Origin of the sequence: Rossellomorea aquimaris, from assembly GCF_020172085.1 — a bacterium.
Classification (GTDB): Bacteria; Bacillota; Bacilli; order Bacillales; family Bacillaceae_B; genus Rossellomorea; species Rossellomorea aquimaris_E.
In genome coordinates this window covers 46,003-65,910 of record NZ_JAIVAT010000006.1, presented here as the reverse complement: position 1 = coordinate 65,910, position 19,908 = coordinate 46,003, and the positions used below count along the sequence as shown (strand labels likewise).

Annotated in this window: 20 protein-coding genes; 14 read left to right on the top strand and 6 right to left on the bottom strand. The window is 42.4% G+C overall.

All coding sequences use genetic code 11. The features are described 5' to 3' along the window. Positions 1–12: 12 nt before the first annotated feature. Together LCL96_RS12250 and LCL96_RS12245 are read left to right on the top strand one after the other, a co-directional pair. The gene (locus tag LCL96_RS12250) at positions 13–498 is read left to right on the top strand and encodes a tetratricopeptide repeat protein (protein WP_224941761.1); all 486 of its coding nucleotides are present in this window, start codon (positions 13–15) and stop codon (positions 496–498) included. Positions 499–526: 28 nt separating this feature from the next. Then, the gene (locus LCL96_RS12245) at positions 527–1,093 is read left to right on the top strand and encodes a histidine phosphatase family protein (protein ID WP_224941760.1); all 567 of its coding nucleotides are present in this window, start codon (positions 527–529) and stop codon (positions 1,091–1,093) included. Positions 1,094–1,140: 47 nt separating this feature from the next. Here the strand turns inward: LCL96_RS12245 and LCL96_RS12240 are convergent, their stop codons facing one another. Beyond that, positions 1,141–2,442 (bottom strand): NCS2 family permease, encoded by a 1,302-nt coding sequence (locus LCL96_RS12240; protein ID WP_224941759.1) that lies wholly within the window; start codon positions 2,440–2,442, stop codon positions 1,141–1,143. A 208-nt stretch (positions 2,443–2,650) separates the two neighbouring features. On the opposite strand from LCL96_RS12240, the gene LCL96_RS12235 reads away from it, so the two are divergent. After that, positions 2,651–4,330 carry a M20/M25/M40 family metallo-hydrolase gene (locus LCL96_RS12235; protein WP_224941758.1) on the top strand — a complete coding sequence of 560 codons (1,680 nt, stop codon included), beginning with the start codon at positions 2,651–2,653 and terminating at the stop codon, positions 4,328–4,330. 284 nt (positions 4,331–4,614) lie between these two features. Here LCL96_RS12235 and LCL96_RS12230 read toward each other — a convergent pair whose 3' ends face one another. Next, positions 4,615–5,232 (bottom strand): nitroreductase family protein, encoded by a 618-nt coding sequence (locus LCL96_RS12230; RefSeq protein ID WP_224941821.1) that lies wholly within the window; start codon positions 5,230–5,232, stop codon positions 4,615–4,617. 148 nt (positions 5,233–5,380) lie between these two features. Here LCL96_RS12230 and LCL96_RS12225 point away from each other — a divergent pair, with 148 nt between their 5' ends. Beyond that, positions 5,381–5,689 (top strand): winged helix-turn-helix transcriptional regulator, encoded by a 309-nt coding sequence (locus LCL96_RS12225; RefSeq protein WP_224941757.1) that lies wholly within the window; start codon positions 5,381–5,383, stop codon positions 5,687–5,689. Between the two features lie 32 nt (positions 5,690–5,721). Here the strand turns inward: LCL96_RS12225 and LCL96_RS12220 are convergent, their stop codons facing one another. Next, a complete protein-coding gene (locus tag LCL96_RS12220) occupies positions 5,722–5,862 on the bottom strand; it encodes a hypothetical protein (RefSeq protein ID WP_224941756.1) in 141 nt (46 codons plus the stop codon). 141 nt (positions 5,863–6,003) lie between these two features. Between LCL96_RS12220 and LCL96_RS12215 the strand changes: the two genes are divergently transcribed. From LCL96_RS12215 to wrbA, 8 genes are all read left to right on the top strand, one after another. Continuing rightward, on the top strand, positions 6,004–6,963 hold the full coding sequence (locus LCL96_RS12215) for a LacI family DNA-binding transcriptional regulator (RefSeq protein WP_224941755.1): 960 nt from the start codon (positions 6,004–6,006) through the stop codon (positions 6,961–6,963). 206 nt (positions 6,964–7,169) lie between these two features. Beyond that, entirely contained in the window at positions 7,170–7,628 is a 459-nt protein-coding gene (mscL, locus tag LCL96_RS12210; RefSeq protein WP_318246424.1) for a large conductance mechanosensitive channel protein MscL, read from the top strand. Positions 7,629–7,725: 97 nt separating this feature from the next. Continuing rightward, positions 7,726–8,658 (top strand): ATP-grasp domain-containing protein, encoded by a 933-nt coding sequence (locus LCL96_RS12205; protein WP_224941754.1) that lies wholly within the window; start codon positions 7,726–7,728, stop codon positions 8,656–8,658. Between the two features lie 127 nt (positions 8,659–8,785). Further along, on the top strand, positions 8,786–10,054 hold the full coding sequence (locus LCL96_RS12200) for an ATP-binding protein (protein ID WP_224941753.1): 1,269 nt from the start codon (positions 8,786–8,788) through the stop codon (positions 10,052–10,054). Between the two features lie 669 nt (positions 10,055–10,723). Next, a complete protein-coding gene (helD, locus tag LCL96_RS12195) occupies positions 10,724–12,991 on the top strand; it encodes an RNA polymerase recycling motor HelD (RefSeq protein ID WP_224941752.1) in 2,268 nt (755 codons plus the stop codon). A 130-nt stretch (positions 12,992–13,121) separates the two neighbouring features. Continuing rightward, the gene (locus LCL96_RS12190; protein WP_224941751.1) at positions 13,122–13,952 is read left to right on the top strand and encodes an aldo/keto reductase; all 831 of its coding nucleotides are present in this window, start codon (positions 13,122–13,124) and stop codon (positions 13,950–13,952) included. Positions 13,953–14,216: 264 nt separating this feature from the next. Next, entirely contained in the window at positions 14,217–14,627 is a 411-nt protein-coding gene (locus tag LCL96_RS12185; RefSeq protein WP_224941750.1) for a DoxX family protein, read from the top strand. Between the two features lie 81 nt (positions 14,628–14,708). Further along, on the top strand, positions 14,709–15,323 hold the full coding sequence (wrbA, locus tag LCL96_RS12180; protein WP_224941749.1) for an NAD(P)H:quinone oxidoreductase: 615 nt from the start codon (positions 14,709–14,711) through the stop codon (positions 15,321–15,323). 52 nt (positions 15,324–15,375) lie between these two features. Here the strand turns inward: wrbA and LCL96_RS12175 are convergent, their stop codons facing one another. After that, entirely contained in the window at positions 15,376–16,260 is an 885-nt protein-coding gene (locus LCL96_RS12175) for an RluA family pseudouridine synthase (protein WP_224941748.1), read from the bottom strand. A gap of 171 nt (positions 16,261–16,431) precedes the next feature. On the opposite strand from LCL96_RS12175, the gene LCL96_RS12170 reads away from it, so the two are divergent. Then, on the top strand, positions 16,432–16,833 hold the full coding sequence (locus LCL96_RS12170) for a YhcU family protein (protein WP_224941747.1): 402 nt from the start codon (positions 16,432–16,434) through the stop codon (positions 16,831–16,833). Positions 16,834–17,001: 168 nt separating this feature from the next. Here LCL96_RS12170 and LCL96_RS12165 read toward each other — a convergent pair whose 3' ends face one another. Then, positions 17,002–17,475, bottom strand: coding sequence for a thioredoxin family protein (locus tag LCL96_RS12165; protein WP_224941746.1), 474 nt, complete (start codon positions 17,473–17,475; stop codon positions 17,002–17,004). Position 17,476: 1 nt separating this feature from the next. Then, positions 17,477–17,902 carry a disulfide oxidoreductase gene (locus LCL96_RS12160; protein WP_224941745.1) on the bottom strand — a complete coding sequence of 142 codons (426 nt, stop codon included), beginning with the start codon at positions 17,900–17,902 and terminating at the stop codon, positions 17,477–17,479. Positions 17,903–18,080: 178 nt separating this feature from the next. Between LCL96_RS12160 and LCL96_RS12155 the strand changes: the two genes are divergently transcribed. After that, positions 18,081–19,754, top strand: coding sequence for a glycoside hydrolase family 13 protein (locus LCL96_RS12155; protein ID WP_224941744.1), 1,674 nt, complete (start codon positions 18,081–18,083; stop codon positions 19,752–19,754). The last annotated feature ends 154 nt before the right edge of the window (positions 19,755–19,908 follow it).

Here is a 19,908-nt window from a genome sequence, read left to right as displayed (position 1 = left end):
GGAGAGGAAAAGATGAATACTCAAATAGAAGAAGCCATCCGCTTAAGAGAGACAGGGAAACACGAAGCCTCCATTGAATTATGGAAGGCATTGATCCGGCAGGAACCTGAAAATGGGTTTCTCCATTATCAATGTGCGTGGAGCCATGACGCTATGGGGATGGAAAATAGAGCCGTCCCTTATTATGAGGAAGCCATCCGGTTAGGTCTTGATGAAAGTGATTTGCAAGGGGCCTTTCTTGGGTTAGGAAGTACATATCGTACATTGGGAAACTATAAGGCTAGTAAAAGGGTATTGGAGACAGGAATAGGTCAATTCCCCGATAATCAAGCGTTGAAGGTGTTTTATTCCATGACTCTATACAATTTGAAGGAACACAGTCGAGCGATGGAACTCCTCCTGACGTGTATTGGTGAAACGTCAGAAGATATCAACATCGCACCTTATAAGAAGGCGATTTTATTTTATTCCGATCGTTTGGATAAGGTGTGGAAGTAGGAGCAGCAATGATTAAGGAGTGATAAATATGGCAGTAACCAATCTGTATATGGTCAGACATGCCCACTCGGTGTATTCGCCGGAAGAGTTAACAAGGCCCCTTTCTGAAATAGGGAAAAAGGATGCTCTCCATGTTACCGAACGGTTAAAGAATGAAAAAATCGACGTGGTTTGTGCCAGTCCCTATAAAAGAGCTGTAGAGACCGTTGAAGGAATAGCGCTTCACATCGGGCAGGAGATCAGGATCATTGAAGAGATGAGGGAACGGACATTATCCGGCTCACCCGTTGATAATTTTGAAGAAGCCATTTCATTGGTATGGGCTGATCCTGAGTTTTCACTAGAGGGGGGAGAGTCGAATCTTACCGCTCAAAAAAGAGGCGTACAAGGGATAATGGATATAGTGGAAGAATATAATGGGAAAAACGTGGCGATTGGCACACATGGCAATATTATGGTACTGATCATGAACCACTTTGATGAAACCTACGATGTTGACTTCTGGAAAGAACTTGAGATGCCCGATATTTATTGTCTGACCTTTGAGGATGCAAACCTAAAGGATGTATCGAGAATATGGACACAGCCCGTGTAAAAAAAGACCGTTCACTGTGAACGGTCTTTCAAGTATATCCATTTATATTAATGAGGCAGGAATGCCAGTTGGTAGAAGAAAAGGACGGCAAAGATATACACAAGTGGGTGTACCTGTCTCCATTTTCCTTTTACCACTTTAAGTAATGGATAGGAAATGAACCCTAGAGCAATTCCTGTTGCGATGCTTGATGTTAACGGCATACTCAGGATGATCAGGAAAGCAGGGAACGCTTCATCTAGTTCATCCCATTTAATTTGGGCGATGCTTCCCATCATCAAACTACCGACAATGATGAGGGCTGGAGCCGTAATGGCTGATATTCCCGACACTGCACTGACGAGTGGTCCGAAGAAGGCTGAAGCGATAAATAGAATCGATACCGTCAAAGTCGTCAATCCCGTTCTTCCACCGGCAGATACGCCAGCTGAAGATTCAATGTATGCAGATGTCGGGCTTGTACCGAACATTGCACCAATCGTTGTTGCGATTGAATCGGCCAGAAGTGCCTGGCGTGCTCTTGGGAGTGTATTCCCCTTCATCAGGCCTGCTTGCTGTGCGACTCCGATCATTGTTCCAGTTGTATCGAAAATGGTGACAAGCAAGAATGAAAAAACAACGGCATATAATCCATATTGGAAGACGTCAGCAAATGCCGTTACGGGATTTGCTACCATCAGTCCTTCTGGAAGGTGGGGGATGGCCACAAATCCTTCTTTAAACGATAAATCCCCTGTAAAGTATGCAACCAACCCAGTGACGATCATCCCGATGAAAAGAGCACCATGGACATTCAAGACCATCAGGATCAGAGTTACAGCCAATCCTGTCAGGGCAAGGAGAGCTGAATGGGAATGAAGATCACCCAGCTGTACTAAATTCGTCGGGTGTGCCTGAATCAATCCTGTCAGACGCAATCCGATAAAAGCAATGAACAAACCGATACCCGCCGTTATTCCGTGCTTTAGATTCTGAGGAATGGCTTCAATCAATTTTTTTCGTAAAGGTGTCAAAGAAAGTAGGATGAAGACTACACCTGCTACAAATACAGCAGAGAATGCAACGATATATGAAATGTCATCGTGTGCGCCCACTACTGAATAAGTGAAGTAAGCATTCAATCCCATACCAGGTGCAATGGCGATCGGATAATTTGCGAACAAGGCCATCCATAACGTCCCTGCTACAGCCGATATGATGGTGGCTAAGAATACTTGATCAAACGGGACGCCCGCATCGGATAAAATGATGGGATTGACAATCACAATATACACCATTGTGAGGAATGTTGTGAGCCCAGCCAGTATTTCCGTTTTCGGATTCGTGCCGTGTTCTTTTAATTTAAACATCGTAAAACCTCCAATAAAAACGAACATTAAAAACGCGCAACTTCTATAATATTCGGTAATAGAGTGAATTTCAATAGAAAAGGTCGAAAAAATTTTAAGAAAATATTTTGGAACCCCTTCCAAACCCCATATATTTTCGATAAGATGTTATCAATTATAGAGGTATTTCGTTTCTATAATGCCCTTGCACTGATAGATGTACTACCCAATGCTGATATTTCATAAAGAAAGGGGCGGTGCTAACGTGTATTCACAACTGAAAAATAAGCCTATTTCTGAACAGATTGAACTCATTACACGATCCCTGGTCGCTCTGAAAAGCTATAACGGAACAACCGGAGAAAGTGAAAAAGCCCGATTTATATATGAGTTGATTTCATCTTTTCCTTATTTCCAGAAACATCCCGATCAAATCTGGCTTCAGGATGTTCCGAATGATCCAATTGGAAGAAAAAATGTATTTGCTCTTGTGAAAGGAACCTCTTCTAAAACCGTGTTATTTCATGCTCACTACGATACGGTGGGAACCGATGATTATGGTGCCCTGCAGGATATGGCCCATGATCCCGATTTTCTTCAGAAGTTCTTCATGGACTATGAAGGGGAGGAAAAGGTAAAGGAGGACGCCCTTTCCGGAAATTGGCTTTTTGGAAGAGGAGCATTGGATATGCAAAGCGGGATCGCCGTCCATATAGCCAACCTTTTATTTCACACTGGTGAAAAAGTACAGGATGGAAATCTAGTGTTTCTTTTCAATGGAGACGAAGAGAGTGAACATGCCGGTATGATTTCGGCTTTAAGCGACCTCTATCAATTGAAAAAAGAGGGATTCGACTACTTGGCTGCCATCAATACGGATTTCATTTCGCCTATTTATGACGGTGATTGCAAGCGATATATTTACACGGGAGCTGCGGGTAAGCTTCTGCCAAGTTTCTATATATATGGAAGGGAAGCGCATGTCGGGGATGTGCTGACATCGATAGACCCGACCGTGATTGCTTCTAAGATCAATCTCGAAATTAATCAGAATCTGGATTATCTGGAGGATATCCCAGGTGAGTTCACCCTTCCGCCTTCTTGTCTTTACTTTAAAGACGATAAGCATACGTATAATGTTCAGACTCCTCTGAGCGCATCACTTTACTTCAACTATTTCGTATACGAAAGAACGGCGAGAGAAGTGCTGTATGACATGAAAAAGGTAGCGCTGAAAGTAGTAAGTGAAATGGAAGATCGAAGCAAAAAGCAATTTGAACAATATCGGAAGTATCATGGTTTCCCTGAAAGGGAATTTTCATGGGAAGTTGAAGTCCTGACCTTGAGGGAGTATATGTTCTGGCTGAAAGAAAGAGGGATTGATCCAGACCCCGTCTTGAAAAAAATCTTTCACGATATGAACGGGGAAGACAGGCGGACGATCGCTTATGCCATGGTGGAAGCCCTTCAGCACTTAGATCCTGACCGGACTCCAAGAGTCATCCTTTTCTTTGCTCCGCCTTTTTTACCTCATAACTTCGTCAATGAAGAAAATGAATACGGTAAAAAGGTGAGAGAGGTACTGGGAGCATGCTTGAACGATATTTCAAGTGAAACCGGTGAAGAATTCGTCATTAAACGCTTCTTTCCTTATCTGGCGGATGGCAGTTTTCTCTCTCTTCATGAAGAAGATGAGGATATCGAAGTGTTTAAGAAGAATCTGCCCCTGATTGATCAACTGTATCCGGTGCCCATCGACATGATCAGAAAACTGAACATTCCTTCCATCAATATCGGGGTGTATGGTAAGGATGGTCATCAATGGACCGAGAGAGTATATAAACCTTATACTTTTTCAGTACTGCCTGAGATCATTCAGCGGGTGACAAGGGAATTATTGAAAATATAATGTGACATAAAGAAGAGAGGTCATTCGCAGGGCGATTGGCCTCTCTATTTTTATTGGTTGGATGTGGGTTGTTGTTTCTCAATTATTGTAAAACGACTGGATTATTGATGATTTCGGCTGGATCGGTTTATGACACGAAATGGTCAATTCTAAATGGATGCAAAAAGGAAACAAATCTACTATAATGGAAATGTTGATTTGTGAAATAATTCACAAATTATCTGAACAGAATTCATCGACATAGAAAAAGCCACATCCTGACCAGATGTGGCTTTTGGATAGGCTTATTCTGCCCAGTCGATTAAGTTACGGATATCCAATCGATCTGATTTACGTGCTTGTTGTAGAGGTTTTCCAATCGTAATCAACATGATTGGGATGTAACGTTCAGACACATTGAATTCACTTACGAGGGCCGCCGGGTTAAAGCCGCCAATCGGGCAAGTATCCCATCCCTTGGCTTTCGCTGCAAGCATGAATTGCATGGCTGCAAGGGAAGCGTTACTGAAAGCAGCATCCCGTGGATATTCATCACGGCTGTATGCCCCGTCGATTTGTTTCTTCAGGACTTCTTTGATTTCCGCTGTCATTTCGCCTTTTTCAATGGCAGGATCAAAGACGGGATCAATGTTCTTATTGGCTTCAAGGTCTCCAAGGATCGCTACAACTGCAGAAGCGTCTTGTACTTGCTGCTGGTGATAGGCAATCGGAAGTAAGCGTTCCTGAACCTCTTTTTGGTCAAATACAAGAAATTTCCATTGTTGAAGATTCCAGGCAGATGGAGCTTTCCCTGCTGTTTCGAGCAGACTAACTAATTCCTCGCGGGGAATTTCCACTTGAGGGTCGTACACTTTGGTTGAGCGGCGTTCGTCAACGACTTGAAAGAAATTTTCCATGATAATGCCTCCTTGATGATGGTCGAATAAGTGTTATAATATGGTATATATTTGTATGCTACTTACTTTTTGTAAGTGTTTTGGACAATATGACCAATATAACCGACGTTTTATTTTGCGTCAAGGGAAAAGAATTTAGGATGTGTTTAGGGATATGGAAACAAAACTTTGCCCGAAATATAGCACTGCCTTTGAATTATTGGGCAAGCGCTGGGTTGGGATGATCATAAAGGTATTATTTGAAGGTACGTGCCGTTTTAAAGATTTACATGGAAATATTCCGAATATAAGTCAAAAGGTTCTTACAGAAAGATTAAAGGAATTGGAGGAACATGGGATCGTTTCCCGTGAAGTCCTCGATGAGAAACCAGTGAAGGTTCTTTACAGCTTAACGAATAAAGGGAAAGAGTTGGAGCCAGTCATGCAAGCGGTCCAGACCTGGGCTGTGAAATGGGTGAAATAAAAGCCTGCTTCACTAGCAAGCAGGCACATGAATCAATGTAGTTTATTGTTGTATATATTTTCGAACGGATCTTCTTGATCTTGGGGAGTATAGAAGCCTATTGGCCTTAAAGCGGCATAGCTTCCTCCGATGATAATGATACAAAGAAGGGGTAAGGATAGAAATCCAAGCATAATAACAGCCTCCTTATCATGATTTAGGTTTTACAAAATATCGATAGGATCTTTACATGACTCACTTTAATGTGTGAAACGCGTTTCAGGGCAAGCGTTTTTTCACGGTTTTTTCACATAGTTGTAGTTAGGGGAATGTGTATGACAAATATCAGAAGTATCGCAAAGCTTGCAGGGGTTTCAGTTTCAACGGTTTCGAGGGTGCTGAACGACCATCCCTATGTAAAAGAAGAGAAGCGCCGAAAGGTCCTTGATGCTGTGGACCAGTTGAATTATATAAAAAATGCGAATGCCGTCCATTTATCAAAGGGGAAGACCTACAGTATAGGAGTGATTTTGCCATATTTGAATCTTCCATACTTCGGGGAGATTCTTCAGGGCATAGCTGGGGAAGCGTTAAAATACGGATATCACCTTCAACTTTTCCAGACGAACTATGACAGGGGAGCTGAACTTGATGCCTTTCATCGCCTGCAGATGAAGGAAGTGGATGGGGTGATCCTGACTTCACGCTCCAATTCGTTGGATGTACTGGCCCCGTTCATTGGCCCGAATGTGGTTTTTTGTGAAAATGTGTACGACCCGACCTATAAAAAAGTGTTTATCAATCACTATCAGGGAATCAGGAGCGGTGTAGAATTTCTCCATTCAAAGGGACATTCCCGAATCGGGATGTGCTTGCACCGGACGTTTGGAACGAATAGCGAGGAGCGCATCAGGGGCTTTTATGACAGCTCAGAAGCCGCCCGCATGACGGTCTGTGACGACTGGATCTTTAATGACTGCTATGATCTACAGGACGGGAGGAATGTGATAAACTCCTGGGAACAATTAAAGGAAAAGCCCACGGCCTTAATTGTAACGAGCGACCAAGTATCTGCGGGAATGTTGGCGGAGGCAGGGAAAAAGTCCATCAGAATACCAGAGGATCTAGCTATACTCAGCTTTGATAATCATCCCATTGCCGATGCCCTCGGTATCACATCCTTTGAAGTGCCGATACGGAAATTAGGGGAAGCAGCGTTTACATTATTTCTGGAAAAAGAACACCCGGAGCCGGTGGTACTGGATACCAGGTTGTTTAAAAGGGGAACCGTTTAAATACCACGAACGAAGAGGGGAGGGAAATAAGAATGTTTGGAGACAAAGAAGAAAAAAAGCTGGTCATTTTAATGGGTGTTGTCTCAATTATTTTGTTTGCTGTCATCGTTTGGAAATATCTTTTATAAGGAAATTTATACTTGTCTTCATATCTCGCATCATTTTCCCATATGGTAAGAGTAATGAAGCGGTAGGTGAGCTTAATCATGTGGTCAGAGTTTAAGCAGTTCATTTCGAGGGGGAATGTATTTGATTTAGCGGTTGCTGTCATCATCGGTTCCGCATTTGGTCAAATTGTAGAATCTCTCGTTGAGGACATGATGATGCCGGCAATCGGCATCTTGTTTGGGGGCATCAACTTCGAAGGACTTCATCTTCGGATAGGGGCAGAGGTGATTGAATTGGGGAAATTCGTTGGATCATTCGTTGATTTTCTTCTTATTGCCATGAGTGTGTTCCTGATGGTCAAAGTGGTCAACCGGTTAAAAGGCGGGGACCAGCCTTATAAGGTGAAACAGACGACAAATCTCGAAGTCCTTCAGGAAATCAGGGACATCCTGAAAGACGATCAAGAGGTGCGGTTGGAGAAATCCTCAAAAACCCGTGACTTCTTAACAAAAAGCGGTATGAAAATTCAAATGAGGACGGACCGTAAGTCAAAGTGAATTCTTGATCATTGACCTAAATCCTACTTTTATAGTAGGATTACTTTGTGTTGTAAGACCATTTAGTAAAATTCTACGAGCAAATGGGGTATTGATCGTGAAGAAAATTCATATTATTCATGAAAATAGTGATTGGACCAATCATTTAACGGCTCGTCTCGACGAACTTCAATTGCCTTACGAGGAATGGTTCCTGAATGAAGGACTCGTTGATTTATCTTCAGAGCCGCCACAAGGTGTTTTTTATAATCGCATCAGTGCATCGTCCCACACACGAAACCATCGCTATGCTCCTGAATTGACGGAAAGCGTCCTTTCATGGTTAGAGAGAAATGATCGTAAGGTTCTGAACGGAAGCCGTGCCCTGCGCCTGGAAGTGAGTAAAGTGAATCAGTATATGGCCTTGAATGCCTCTGGTATCAAGACTCCGAAAACCATTGCAGCAGTAGGGAAAAAGCAAATAATTGAAGCAGCTGAAAAGCTTAATAAGCCATCGTTCATCACCAAACATAATCGTGCAGGGAAGGGATTAGGCGTTCAGCTGTTTCATTCAATACATGCATTGAATGACTATGTTTACAGCGATGCGTTTGAAGAACCTTTAGATGGAACGACGCTTATCCAAGAATACATTAAAGCACCTGACGCTTCGATCACCCGTTGTGAATTCATAGGAGGTACATTCATGTACGCTGTAAAGGTGGATACGTCAAAAGGCTTCGAATTATGTCCCGCAGATGTCTGCCAGGTAGACGATTTGTTCTGCCCGGTGGGGGAGCAAGAAGAGAAGCCAAAATTTCAAATACGTGAAGGCTTTTCCCATGATATCCTTTCAACCTATGAAGCATTTTTAAAAGAAAACCGGATCGATGTAGCCGGAATTGAATTTATCCAGGATGCAGATGGCACCCTCTACACATATGATGTGAACACCAATACGAATTACAATAAGGATGCAGAGGCAGAGGCTGGACAATATGGGATGCTTGAGTTGGCCCAATACCTTGGTGAACAATTGAAAACGGTGTAAATAAAAGACTCTCCTGTAGATCACAGGAGAGTTCTCTTATGTAAAATTGCGTTTTATTGTAACGGTTTGAGAAGTAGTATGGTAAAATTTTTAAGAATACAATTTCTTGAAAGGTCAAAGGGGAAGTATGATTATCTTTAATCAGGATGTTATTAATAATTTCTTTTATATCATTTTGAGTATATTTCTGATTTTTTTTCTTGTTGAAAAAAAGTGGATTCATGGTTGGTATACGAGGATGGCAACCTTCGTTTCTTTAAGTATGGCTATTATTCTGTGTATGCTTTCACCCATATACAATAACCCATATTGTGTCCACGACTTGCGGATGATTCCGTTTGTTCTTGGCATCATGTATGGGGGCCCTTATACAGGTCTCGCCCTATTGGCGGTCCTATTGGGATTCCGTACAATGATTTATAGTTGGAGCATAGTGGCGTTCGTTATCTATGTAGTGATTTACCTATTCACGGTTATTGGTATGAAGTGGTTCCATTTTCAACGGTTATCGAGCCGGAATAAAATCATATTTTCAGTGGGCATCTTTACATTTCATTCCATAGTAGCGGCACTTATTGCGAAGGCAATGACCATATTTGTAATTGATGAAAGCTATTTAATCAATTTCATCTTACTCCCTTCATGTGGAATGCTTATCCTGACATACATATGCGAGACATTGCTAAAACAGATTCAAATCAAGCAAGCACTCGTCAAGATAGAAAAGATGGAAGTGCTCGCTCAGTTGGCTGCCAGCATTTCACATGAGGTGAAAAACCCCTTGACCGTAATCAAGGGTTTCCTGAGGCTCCTCCAACAGGAAAATCTTCCAGTAGGTAAAAAAGAGCAGTATCTGACCATTGCATCATCCGAACTAAACAGGGCAGAAGACATCATCAATGATTATCTTACATTTGCCAGGCCCGATCCTGAACAAGTGGAAACGATCTTCATATCGGAACAGCTGCAAAAGCTCGCCGACATGGTAGAACCCTTGAGCAATCAACAGTCGGTGGTCGTACATAAAGACATCCAGGATTCCGGCATCGTCGGGAACACCCGGAATTTTCAACAGGCATTTCTCAATATCATCAAAAATGCTATTGAAGCCATGCCTAAAGGAGGCACTCTCACGATCCTTTCCAAGGTTCAAAAAGGGAATGTCAGCATCACCATCAGTGACACAGGGGTCGGGATGACTCCTATGCAACAAGCAAGACTTGGTGAACCTTATTTCTCGACGAAAGAAAAAGGGACCGGTTTGGGATTGATGGTGTCTTACCGGATCATTGAAGCGATGAGAGGCATCATTACCGTCGAAAGTCGTATAGGGAAGGGAACGAGTTTTCAAATTGTGTTCCCGGTAGATCACGTGAAAGACCCTTCATCTATATAGGTGGAGGGTTTTTTGATTGGTTGGGGGTGAGATGACAACCAAAAAGGCAAAGAGCGCCTTTCCGGGTTACTCGTCTTATGCTTGTCGCCCCAGGGCAAGCCCCTTCCGCTTTTCTGATTGTCCAGCTCCGGCGGCTAGTCCCTCGAGGTCATAAGTCAAATCAACCAAAAAAGGCAAAGAACGCCTTTCCGGTTGATTCGTCTTATGCTTGTCGGGCCTGCCCAAGCCGCCTCCGCTTTTCATTGTCCAGCTCCAGGGCTTAGAGGCTCGAGGTCATAAGTCAAACATGCCAAAAAGGCAAAGAGCGCCTTTCCGGCATGTTCGCCTTATGCTTGTCGCCTCTGGGCAAAGCCCTTCCGCTTTTCATTGTCCAGCTCCAGGGGCTTGGGGCTCGAGGTCATAAGCCAAGTCACCCAAAAAGGCAAAGAACGCCTTTCCGGGTGACTCGTCTTATGCTTGTCGCCCCAGGGCAAGCCCCTTCCGCTTTTCCTATTGAACTTTCTTAAATTATCTGATAATATAAATTTCTGCTCCCAAACGCCTACATAATTTTTACAGATTTCGATATGTCTATCTAATCTTGTTTATCCATTGAGCGTCGTTACCTCGATGGAAGTGACAGGACGTTTTTTTCTCCATTGCGGCTAAAACATTTGGAAGGAGAAATGTATGACGAAGGAATCGAACATTCATCCCGATTTTTCAAGTGAAACAGAACGCTTAGAATTTACGAAGCGCTACATTGATGTTGTCATCAGCACATCCGAAACGAGTAAGGAAAAGTATAAGGAAAACATGGAAAAAGCTTTTGGAGATATCGATTGGGGCGAGTCCAGTGCTGCCTACATCGATATCTTGACGAACTCAAGCTTTTTTGAGATGTCCAAAGAAGAATTGGAGTCCCTAACGAAAGCAAAGACGAAACCGTATTTTGCCCGGATTGATTTTCAGCATGAAGGTTCGGATAAGCTGGAGAAGCATTATATCGGGAAGACCTCCCTGTATCAGCGGGAAAACCAGGAACAAATCATCGTGGACTGGCGTTCCCCCATCGCGAATCTGTACTACGAAGGAAGGATCGGCGATGTATCGTACGATGCTGAAGGTGAGACGTATGAAGGGGACTTGTCACTAAAGCGTCAGTTCATGATTGAGGATGGCCATTTAGAAGAAATACGGGATATCGATTTGACGACTACAGATGAATTGCTTCAGGATTCTTTAGCCAAAAGCTCTAGTAATCGTTTAACCGAAATCATTTCCACGATCCAGGAGGAGCAAAACCGGATCATCCGTGCCGATTTAAACAAACCGATTATTGTGCAGGGGGCTGCCGGAAGTGGAAAAACAACCATCGCCCTTCACCGGATTTCTTACTTTATTTACAACTACAAACAATATTTCGATCCGAATCAACTGATGATCCTGGCTCCGAGTAATCTGTTCATCGACTACATTTCAGAAGCGCTGCCGGAACTCGGAGTCGAGCGGGTAAGACAGACTACCTTCACTGATTATGTTATGACTTGTTTAGAAAAGAGTCTTACTTTAGTCCAGGACGACAAGCTCATAAAGTTGATAGAAACCCACGATGAAGAGGTAATGACCGCATCATGGATTTCTGGCTTCAAAGGGTCCAAAGCATTCAGGCGGATCCTTGATGATTACCTCGAGGAAATCGAACAGCGCTTTTATACATCGAAAGACTTCTACGTCGACAAATATAAGCTATACACTGCCAAGAAGTTCACTCATCTTTTTAAAGAAGAATATACGTATATGCCGGTTTATCGCAGGGTGGAGAAGCTTAAATCTCTCCTTCAAAGCTATGTTCGTTCGAACAAGAAGCAGATGGTGGAGAAGGTAGAGAAATTTTTCGATGAACGGATCGAAACGGCTTTATTTGAGCGTTCAAAGGCGGGTAACCGGAAGGAATATGTGTCAAAAGCCTTAGACAAGAAGAGCGAACGTGTAATAGAGATCAAAAAAGCGATCCGGACAAGTGTCAATGGATATATGAGACAGTTTGAAAAGAAGAGCCTGGATCAATACTTCATCGAGTTATTCTCAGATCCGGAACGCCTTGCATCGTACTCGAAAGGAGAACTCAGCAGGAATCAGGCTGAACAGCTCTGTCATTATACGTTGAAATACACAAAGAAAAAGAAGTATGAAGTCGAGGATCTGGCGATTCTTCTATATTTACAATCCCATTTATTCGGCATTGATAAATATTATAAAGCAAAAAACATCGTCATCGATGAAGCACAGGATTATAGTTATATGCAGCTCTACTCTTTGAAGAGGGCACTGGAAACCGATATGTTCACACTGGTCGGCGACCTTGCCCAGGGCATTCACTCTTATCGGGGGCTTCAGTCCTGGGAGCTTGTCTATCGGGATATATTTCCGAGGGCAACGTATACCGAACTTCAAAAAAGCTACCGTACCACGATCGAAATCATGGGGGAGGCGAATAAACTTTTGAGTCTCTTACCCTATGATTTTCCGAAAGTGAACCCGGTGGTGAGGCACGGAGAATTTCCAAGCTTTGATGAATACCGTGAATTAGATGACCTCTCTTCCTTGATCGAGAAGAAGGTGGAGGCAGGAAGAAAGGAAGGATTCCAAACCTTCGCTGTCATAGGGAAAAGCATGAAGGACTGCGTGAAAATCAGTGAAATCCTTCAAGAACGGCAGCCCGGGAAGGTGAAATTGTTAGAAGAACAGGAATCGATTCCGAAAGACCAAATTGTCGTCGTGCCTTCTTATCTGTCAAAAGGTCTTGAATTTGATGTTGTCCTTATTGTGGCAGTGGATGAAACATTCCACCCGGAAAACGAGCTCGACATCAAGTTGCAGTATGTGGCCATGACCCGCCCTCTCCATAGGCTTGCACTAATAGGTAAGAGTAAAGACCAATTCATTGGCCTGTAAATCTATTAGAAAAGGTCCGTCCCTCTTAAACGAGGGACGGACCTTTTCTCTATCAAGCAAGCTTTCACAATCATAACATTCGCTTTCTGTCTGTGTAATTTGTAAAATAATAAATCAGGAGGGATGCATTATGTTGAAAAACTTACAAAGCACGAAGACATTACATAACGGAATTGAAATTCCTTATGTCGGTTTAGGAGTTTACCAAATGAAAGATCCGTCTGAAACGGTACAGGCTGTTCGAACTGCGATTCAGTCAGGATACCGTTCCATCGATACCGCGGCCATCTACGATAATGAGGAAAGCGTAGGACAGGGCGTGAAAGAAGGTGGAGTAGCGAGAGAGGAACTGTTCATCACATCGAAAGTGTGGAATAGCGATCAAGGCTACGATACGACCTTGAAGGCGTTTGAAACCAGCCTTAAGAAGCTTGAGATGGATTACCTCGACATGTATTTGATCCATTGGCCTGTCGAAGGAAAGTACAATGATACGTGGAAGGCAATGGAGAGACTCCATGGAGAAGGTTTGATCAAATCAATCGGTGTAAGTAACTTTCATCAGCACCATCTTGACGATTTAATGAAAAACGGCAATGAAAAGCCCGTTTTAAATCAAATTGAGTTACATCCCCGTCTTAATCAGGAGAAGATAAGAGAATTTTGTGCCTCTCAAAATATCGCAGTAGAGGCGTGGTCACCAATCGCTCAAGGGCGTGTATTGGATGAGCCTACTTTAAACCACATTGCAGAGCAGCACGGTAAGTCTGCAGCACAAGTGATTCTTCGCTGGCATCTTCAGAATGATGTCATTATCATTCCAAAGTCTGTACATGAAAACCGCATCAAAGAAAATGCAGATCTGTTCAATTTCGAGCTGTCACTGGAAGAGATGAATCAAATCAACCAGTTAAATCTCGATGAACGTTTTGGTCCAGATCCAGACAACTTTGATTTTTAATTAGCACTTTATACAAAGAGGTCCGTTCATACACGGGCCTTTTTTTATTTAAATCATCATCTCGATTAATTAAAAACAAAAAAGTGATTGACAGTGAATGGAAGAATATTATACAATTATCTCGAATTAAAAATAATCACATTCGAGATAACTTGTCTCTTTTTTTAACTATATATCTCAAATTCAAGATAATAGATATAAAAATAATTGAAGTTGAAATGTTTGAAGGGAAATCTCGATGGGAAAACATAAGGAGGAAAACAGATGACAGCATTAGCTGCGTTCGGTTTATTGGTTATTCGTTTAGTAATGGGATTGACGTTCGCTGCACATGGAACACAGAAATTATTTGGGTGGTTTGGAGGTCACGGGCTGAAGGGTACAGGAGGCTTCTTTGAGTCCATCGGAATCAAGCCAGGAAAGACAATGGCACTTCTTGCAGGGACTTCGGAAGTGGCAGGAGGAATACTATTCGCAGTGGGGTTCCTGACTCCTTTAGCGGCCTTTCTAATTATTGCGACGATGATCGTAGCAATCCTAAAGGTCCATGGAGCAAACGGTTATTGGGCGACCCAAAACGGTACAGAATATAATGTGATGCTCATTGTTGTTGCACTAGGGGTAGCTCTTGTTGGAGCAGGGGCCTATTCGATAGACGCAGTATTATTTGGATAATGTATTGATCTGCCTGCAATCTGATATCGTGTTTCACCCATTTATTATATAAATGACAATTCTAAAGGAGAGATTTCAATTATGTCTAACGTAAAATTGGCAATCATGTACTACAGTTCAACAGGTACGAACTATCAAATGGCGAAATGGGCAGAAGAGGCTGCAAAGGAAGCAGGCGCAGAAGTAAAGGTACTTCGATTTGAGGAGACAGCCCCTGAAGGAGCCATTGCTTCAAACCCGGCATGGGAAAAGCATTACAATGAAACCAAAGATAGTGTACCAGTAGTAACCCTAGATGATCTTGAGTGGGCTGACGCGTATCTTTTCAACGTCCCGACCAGATTCGGTAACGTTCCTTCACAAGTCAAAGCCTTTCTGGATACCACTGGAGGTTTGTGGTTCAATGGTAAGCTTGCAAACAAAGTAGTGAGCGCGACTTCATCTGCAAGTAATTCACACGGCGGACAGGAGCAGACGGTTCTGGCTCTTTATACAACCATGATGCACTGGGGGGCCATCATCGCAGCTCCGGGGTACACAGATCAATCAAGCTTTACTACTGGAGGCAATCCATACGGAACGAGTGTGACGGTGGACCAGGAAGGTAATATGGTAGAATCGGTCGAACCTGCAGTGAAGCATCAAACGCGCCGTACGATTCAAATTGCTGAAGCAGTGAAAAATGGATTGAAATAATCGATCTATTAAAAATGAGTCACGCTTGGATGAGCGTGACTCATTTTTTTGATTACAGACCGATATCATCGATGCAGTCAGCTATGCATTCGATCCGTTCTTCTGTCAGCGGATGTGGGAATGAAATACGGGCTGCATGCAATGCCTGTCGCTTTATTATCGGTTTTCCCCCATAAAGGCGGTCTCCCACGAGAGGATGACCGATGTGACTCATATGAACACGAATTTGATGAGTACGACCAGTATCTAATTCAACTTCTACCAAAGTAGTAGACCCTCTATCTTCCACCACTCTATAATGAGTGAATGCATCCTGACCTTTAGGCGATACTCTTCTTCTTGTATTATGGTGCCGATCTCTTCCTATCGGTTCAGAAATCGTACCTTTTTTCTGTTTCAACCGTCCATGCACGAGGGCAAGATAGGTGCGCTTGATTCTTCGCTCGGTAAGAAGCCTGTCAAGAATCGCTTTACTTAATGGATGTTTGGCAAACATAATCGCTCCAGATGTATCATGATCCAGACGATGGATATGCATCACCCTGCAGCTTTCCCCCTTTGACTGATGATGAAAAGCGACAAAATTGGCCAGGGTATCCGTTTCATCGGGGGTATTGGGATGGGTATCAATCCCAGCAGGTTTATTGACGACAATCAGGTGATCATCTTCATATAACACATCAATTTCCCCGTAAGTAGGGGGGACATCGTAGGCTGCTTCCTTAAATAAATGAAGTTGAATCACATTTCCTGGTGAAAGGGGTTCAGTCCATGAAATCGATTTTCCATCCACCTTGATATCTCCGTCCATCCTCATGGAATGAACAAGTTTCTTTGGGGCTTGCCAGTGTTTTCTAAGAATTGTTTCAATCGTTACATTTTTCCAATTATCTGGAATGACTAGGTCGAATTGTTCGCCTTTTCTCCATGTTTTCATCAAAAAACTCCTTTAAAAGACAAAACTCTTATATTTAAATAGGTATTCATTCCTATCATAGCCCCTATTCGAGCCAATTCATGGGTATAATTACCACGCAGTTGGTTCTACTTCTATGTTATCCTTAATATATCTATTACAGAGAGATTACAACCATTACAAAGGTGGGTTATGATGGTGAAAGTATTACTAGCATCAACACATGAACAGGAAGATAAAATTCAAGAGCTCATACAGTACATGTATTGTACTATTTTCCCTGATTATTTCACAGATGATGAAATTGAACAATTTGATGAGATGCAGGTATTACATACGACGACGAGAAACTTTGAGTATTTCGGCACCCTTAAGGAAGCGTTTCAGGTGATATCATGTCTACAGACGTTGATTTCAATTATTGAAAGTGGATCAAGTGATGAAGTATACGAAGAAATGTTTTATCACAATGCGGGAATCCTTCAAAGTTTTGGCATGTTCTTTCCTTTATCGTATGATCAATTCAATGGAGAATCAGATTGTAAGCATAGCCTCAGCATATATTCGAGAGCGGATAACCAGCTGTTAGTCTAGTTTGAAAAGTTAGATACTTTCGAATAATTTAATAAAAATGTTTAGAAGGTACTTATGAGGGGAAAATGGCTTGTAATAAGTTAATCCTGAAGATACAACGTATCTTCATCTTGAAATTCCTCCTCACTTGAAAGGGACTGACCTGTGGAAAGGTCAGTCCCTCTTTTTTTATTCAGATTTCACGTTCTCTTCGAAAAATGCCTTGAAGTCTTCTTCAGGATGCTCTCCAACGATTCTTGCCACTTCTTTCCCATCTTCGTAATGAACGAGAGTGGGGGTAGCTTCAATTGCGTATTGATCCCATCCTTGTTCGAATTCAAGTAGATTGTATTGAACCATATCGACTCCCATGTCTTCGGCGAGAGGTGCAAGAGTAGGGGTCGTTCTTTTACAATGTATACAAGTTGAACTGTAGAAATAGACGGTCGCATCTTCTTTATTTTTTATCTTCTCTTCCAATTCTTCGGGAAGAATGACATTCTGGTAATTAGGGTCATCCAGAAGCTCAACGGTCGCAGGATCAAGCTTGGCTTTCTTGAATTTATTTCCTTCTGCTTTCTGACTGTTCTGGACGTTTGTGATAATCGCGATGGCTGCAAATAATCCGACAACCGCCACCAGGAATATGATGATTTTCTTCAATCTACTTGTCCTCCTTTATAGCTTTTAAAACCATGATGCTTGAGATGAAAATGATAATGAAACCGGTCATAGCCAGAAACGGGATCGTAACAAAACCGAACAGGTTGATATATTCACCTGTACAAGGGACACGCCCGCAGGCAGGAGCGCTTTCAGTTAAGAACGTAATTTTTTGAATGGAATAGTGATAAATGGAAATGAGAAGGCCGATTGCGGATAGTATGGTAGAATACAATGCCGCCTGAAAATCTTTGCGGGCATAAGCCACACCTAATAGAATGACCATCGGATACATCAAAATACGCTGATACCAGCATAATTCGCAGGGCTCGTATTTCATGATTTCAGAGAAATATAAACTTCCCATCGTTGCGATCAAAGAGGAAGCCCAGGCAAGGAATAACAGAGAGTCTGCTTTTTTGTTCATATAGAAATCCTTTCTATGTATATTCTATCAAATTATAGTATGTTATTATTATAAAAGTAAAATGAGAAAACTTTATGAAGAAGTATGATATTTTTTTAACGATTTGTGCAAGCGGTTGCAGAAAGCCCTTGCATGACTCCTTCCTTACGAAAATGAACCTTACTGGAGGAAAGCACATATGTCAAAACAGTGGTGGAAAGAATCAGTTGTCTATCAAATTTATCCACGGAGCTTCATGGATTCCAACGGCGATGGAGTCGGGGATATCAGAGGTATTATTTCTAAACTGGATTACCTGAAAAAGCTCGGAATTGATGTGGTCTGGCTATCACCTGTGTATGAATCTCCCAATGATGATAATGGATATGATATTAGCCATTATAAAAAGATTATGGACGAGTTCGGCACAATGGCAGATTGGGAAGAAATGCTTGAGGAAATGCATAAGCGTGATCTGAAGCTTGTCATGGACTTAGTCGTGAACCACTCTTCCGATGAGCACGGCTGGTTTGTAGAGTCAAGGAAATCAAAGGACAATCCGTATAGGGATTATTATATTTGGCGAGAAGGAAAAGGCGGAAAAGAGCCGAATAACTGGGAATCTGTTTTTAGCGGTTCTGCGTGGGAGTACGATGAAACAACTGAAGAATACTTTCTCCATCTTTTCTCTAAAAAACAACCTGATCTAAACTGGGAGAATCCGAAGCTTCGTCAGGAAATCTATGACATGATGAAATTCTGGCTTGATAAAGGAATCGATGGCTTCAGAATGGACGTCATCAATTTCATTTCGAAGGTGCCCGGATTGCCCGATGCACCGAATCCTGATGGAAACACATATGCCTCAGGTCACGAGTATTTTATGAATGGTCCACGAATTCATGAATTCCTGAATGAAATGAATCAAGAGGTCCTTTCCCATTATGATGCGATGACAGTTGGCGAAATGCCAGGTGTGACACCCGATGAAGCGGTCCTATATACAGGGGAAGGCCGGAATGAAGTGAACATGGTATTTCAGTTTGAACATATGGATGTAGACTCGGGTCCAGGCGGGAAATGGGATGTCATCCCATTTGACTTGGTTAAATTAAAAACGATATTAACGAAGTGGCAGACAGAACTTCATGGGAAGGGCTGGAACAGTTTGTACTGGAACAACCATGATCAGCCAAGGATCGTATCCAGGCTCGGTAATGATGGAGAGTACCGGGTGAAGTCTGCCAAAATGCTTGCGACCCTACTTCACCTGATGCAGGGGACACCTTACATTTACCAAGGGGAAGAGCTCGGCATGACCAATGTCCACTTCTCTTCTATTGATGAGTACAAAGATATTGAAACCTTGAATATGTATCGTGAAAAAATAGCCCAAGATATGAATCCTGATGAGATTATGCATTCCATTTACGTAAAAGGAAGAGATAATGCCAGAACACCTATGCAGTGGAACAGCACGGAGCATGGTGGATTCACAGAAGGGACGCCATGGATTGCTGCGAATCCGAATTACATTGATATCAACGCTGAGAATGCTTTAAATGATCCAGACTCGATTTTTTATTACTATCAGAATTTGATTTCCCTTAGAAAAGAACATGAAATCATTCCGTACGGAACGTTTGAACTTCACTATGCTGATCATCCTTCCGTATATGCCTATACTCGAGCATATGGAAACGAGAAAATCCTCGTCCTATGTAACGTATCAGGTGAACAGCAAGTCATTGGAAAAGTGGATTCCTTTGATGTCACAAAGGCTGATGTTTTGATCACAAACGAAGAACACCTTGAAAAAGATGCATTTACTCTACTTCCATGGGAGGCCACAGCTTACTATTTTAGAGGGTAATGGAAGGAAGCACCCATCAAATTGGGTGCTTCTATTTTTAGGTTTAATCCTAAAAGTCTGTTGAGATCAGCTAGTTACGTAAATCAAATTTCTTCAAATGTTTCATTCCCCTTTGTTAAAATAAAAGTGAAGGCCTGTCATGAACTTCGTTTCA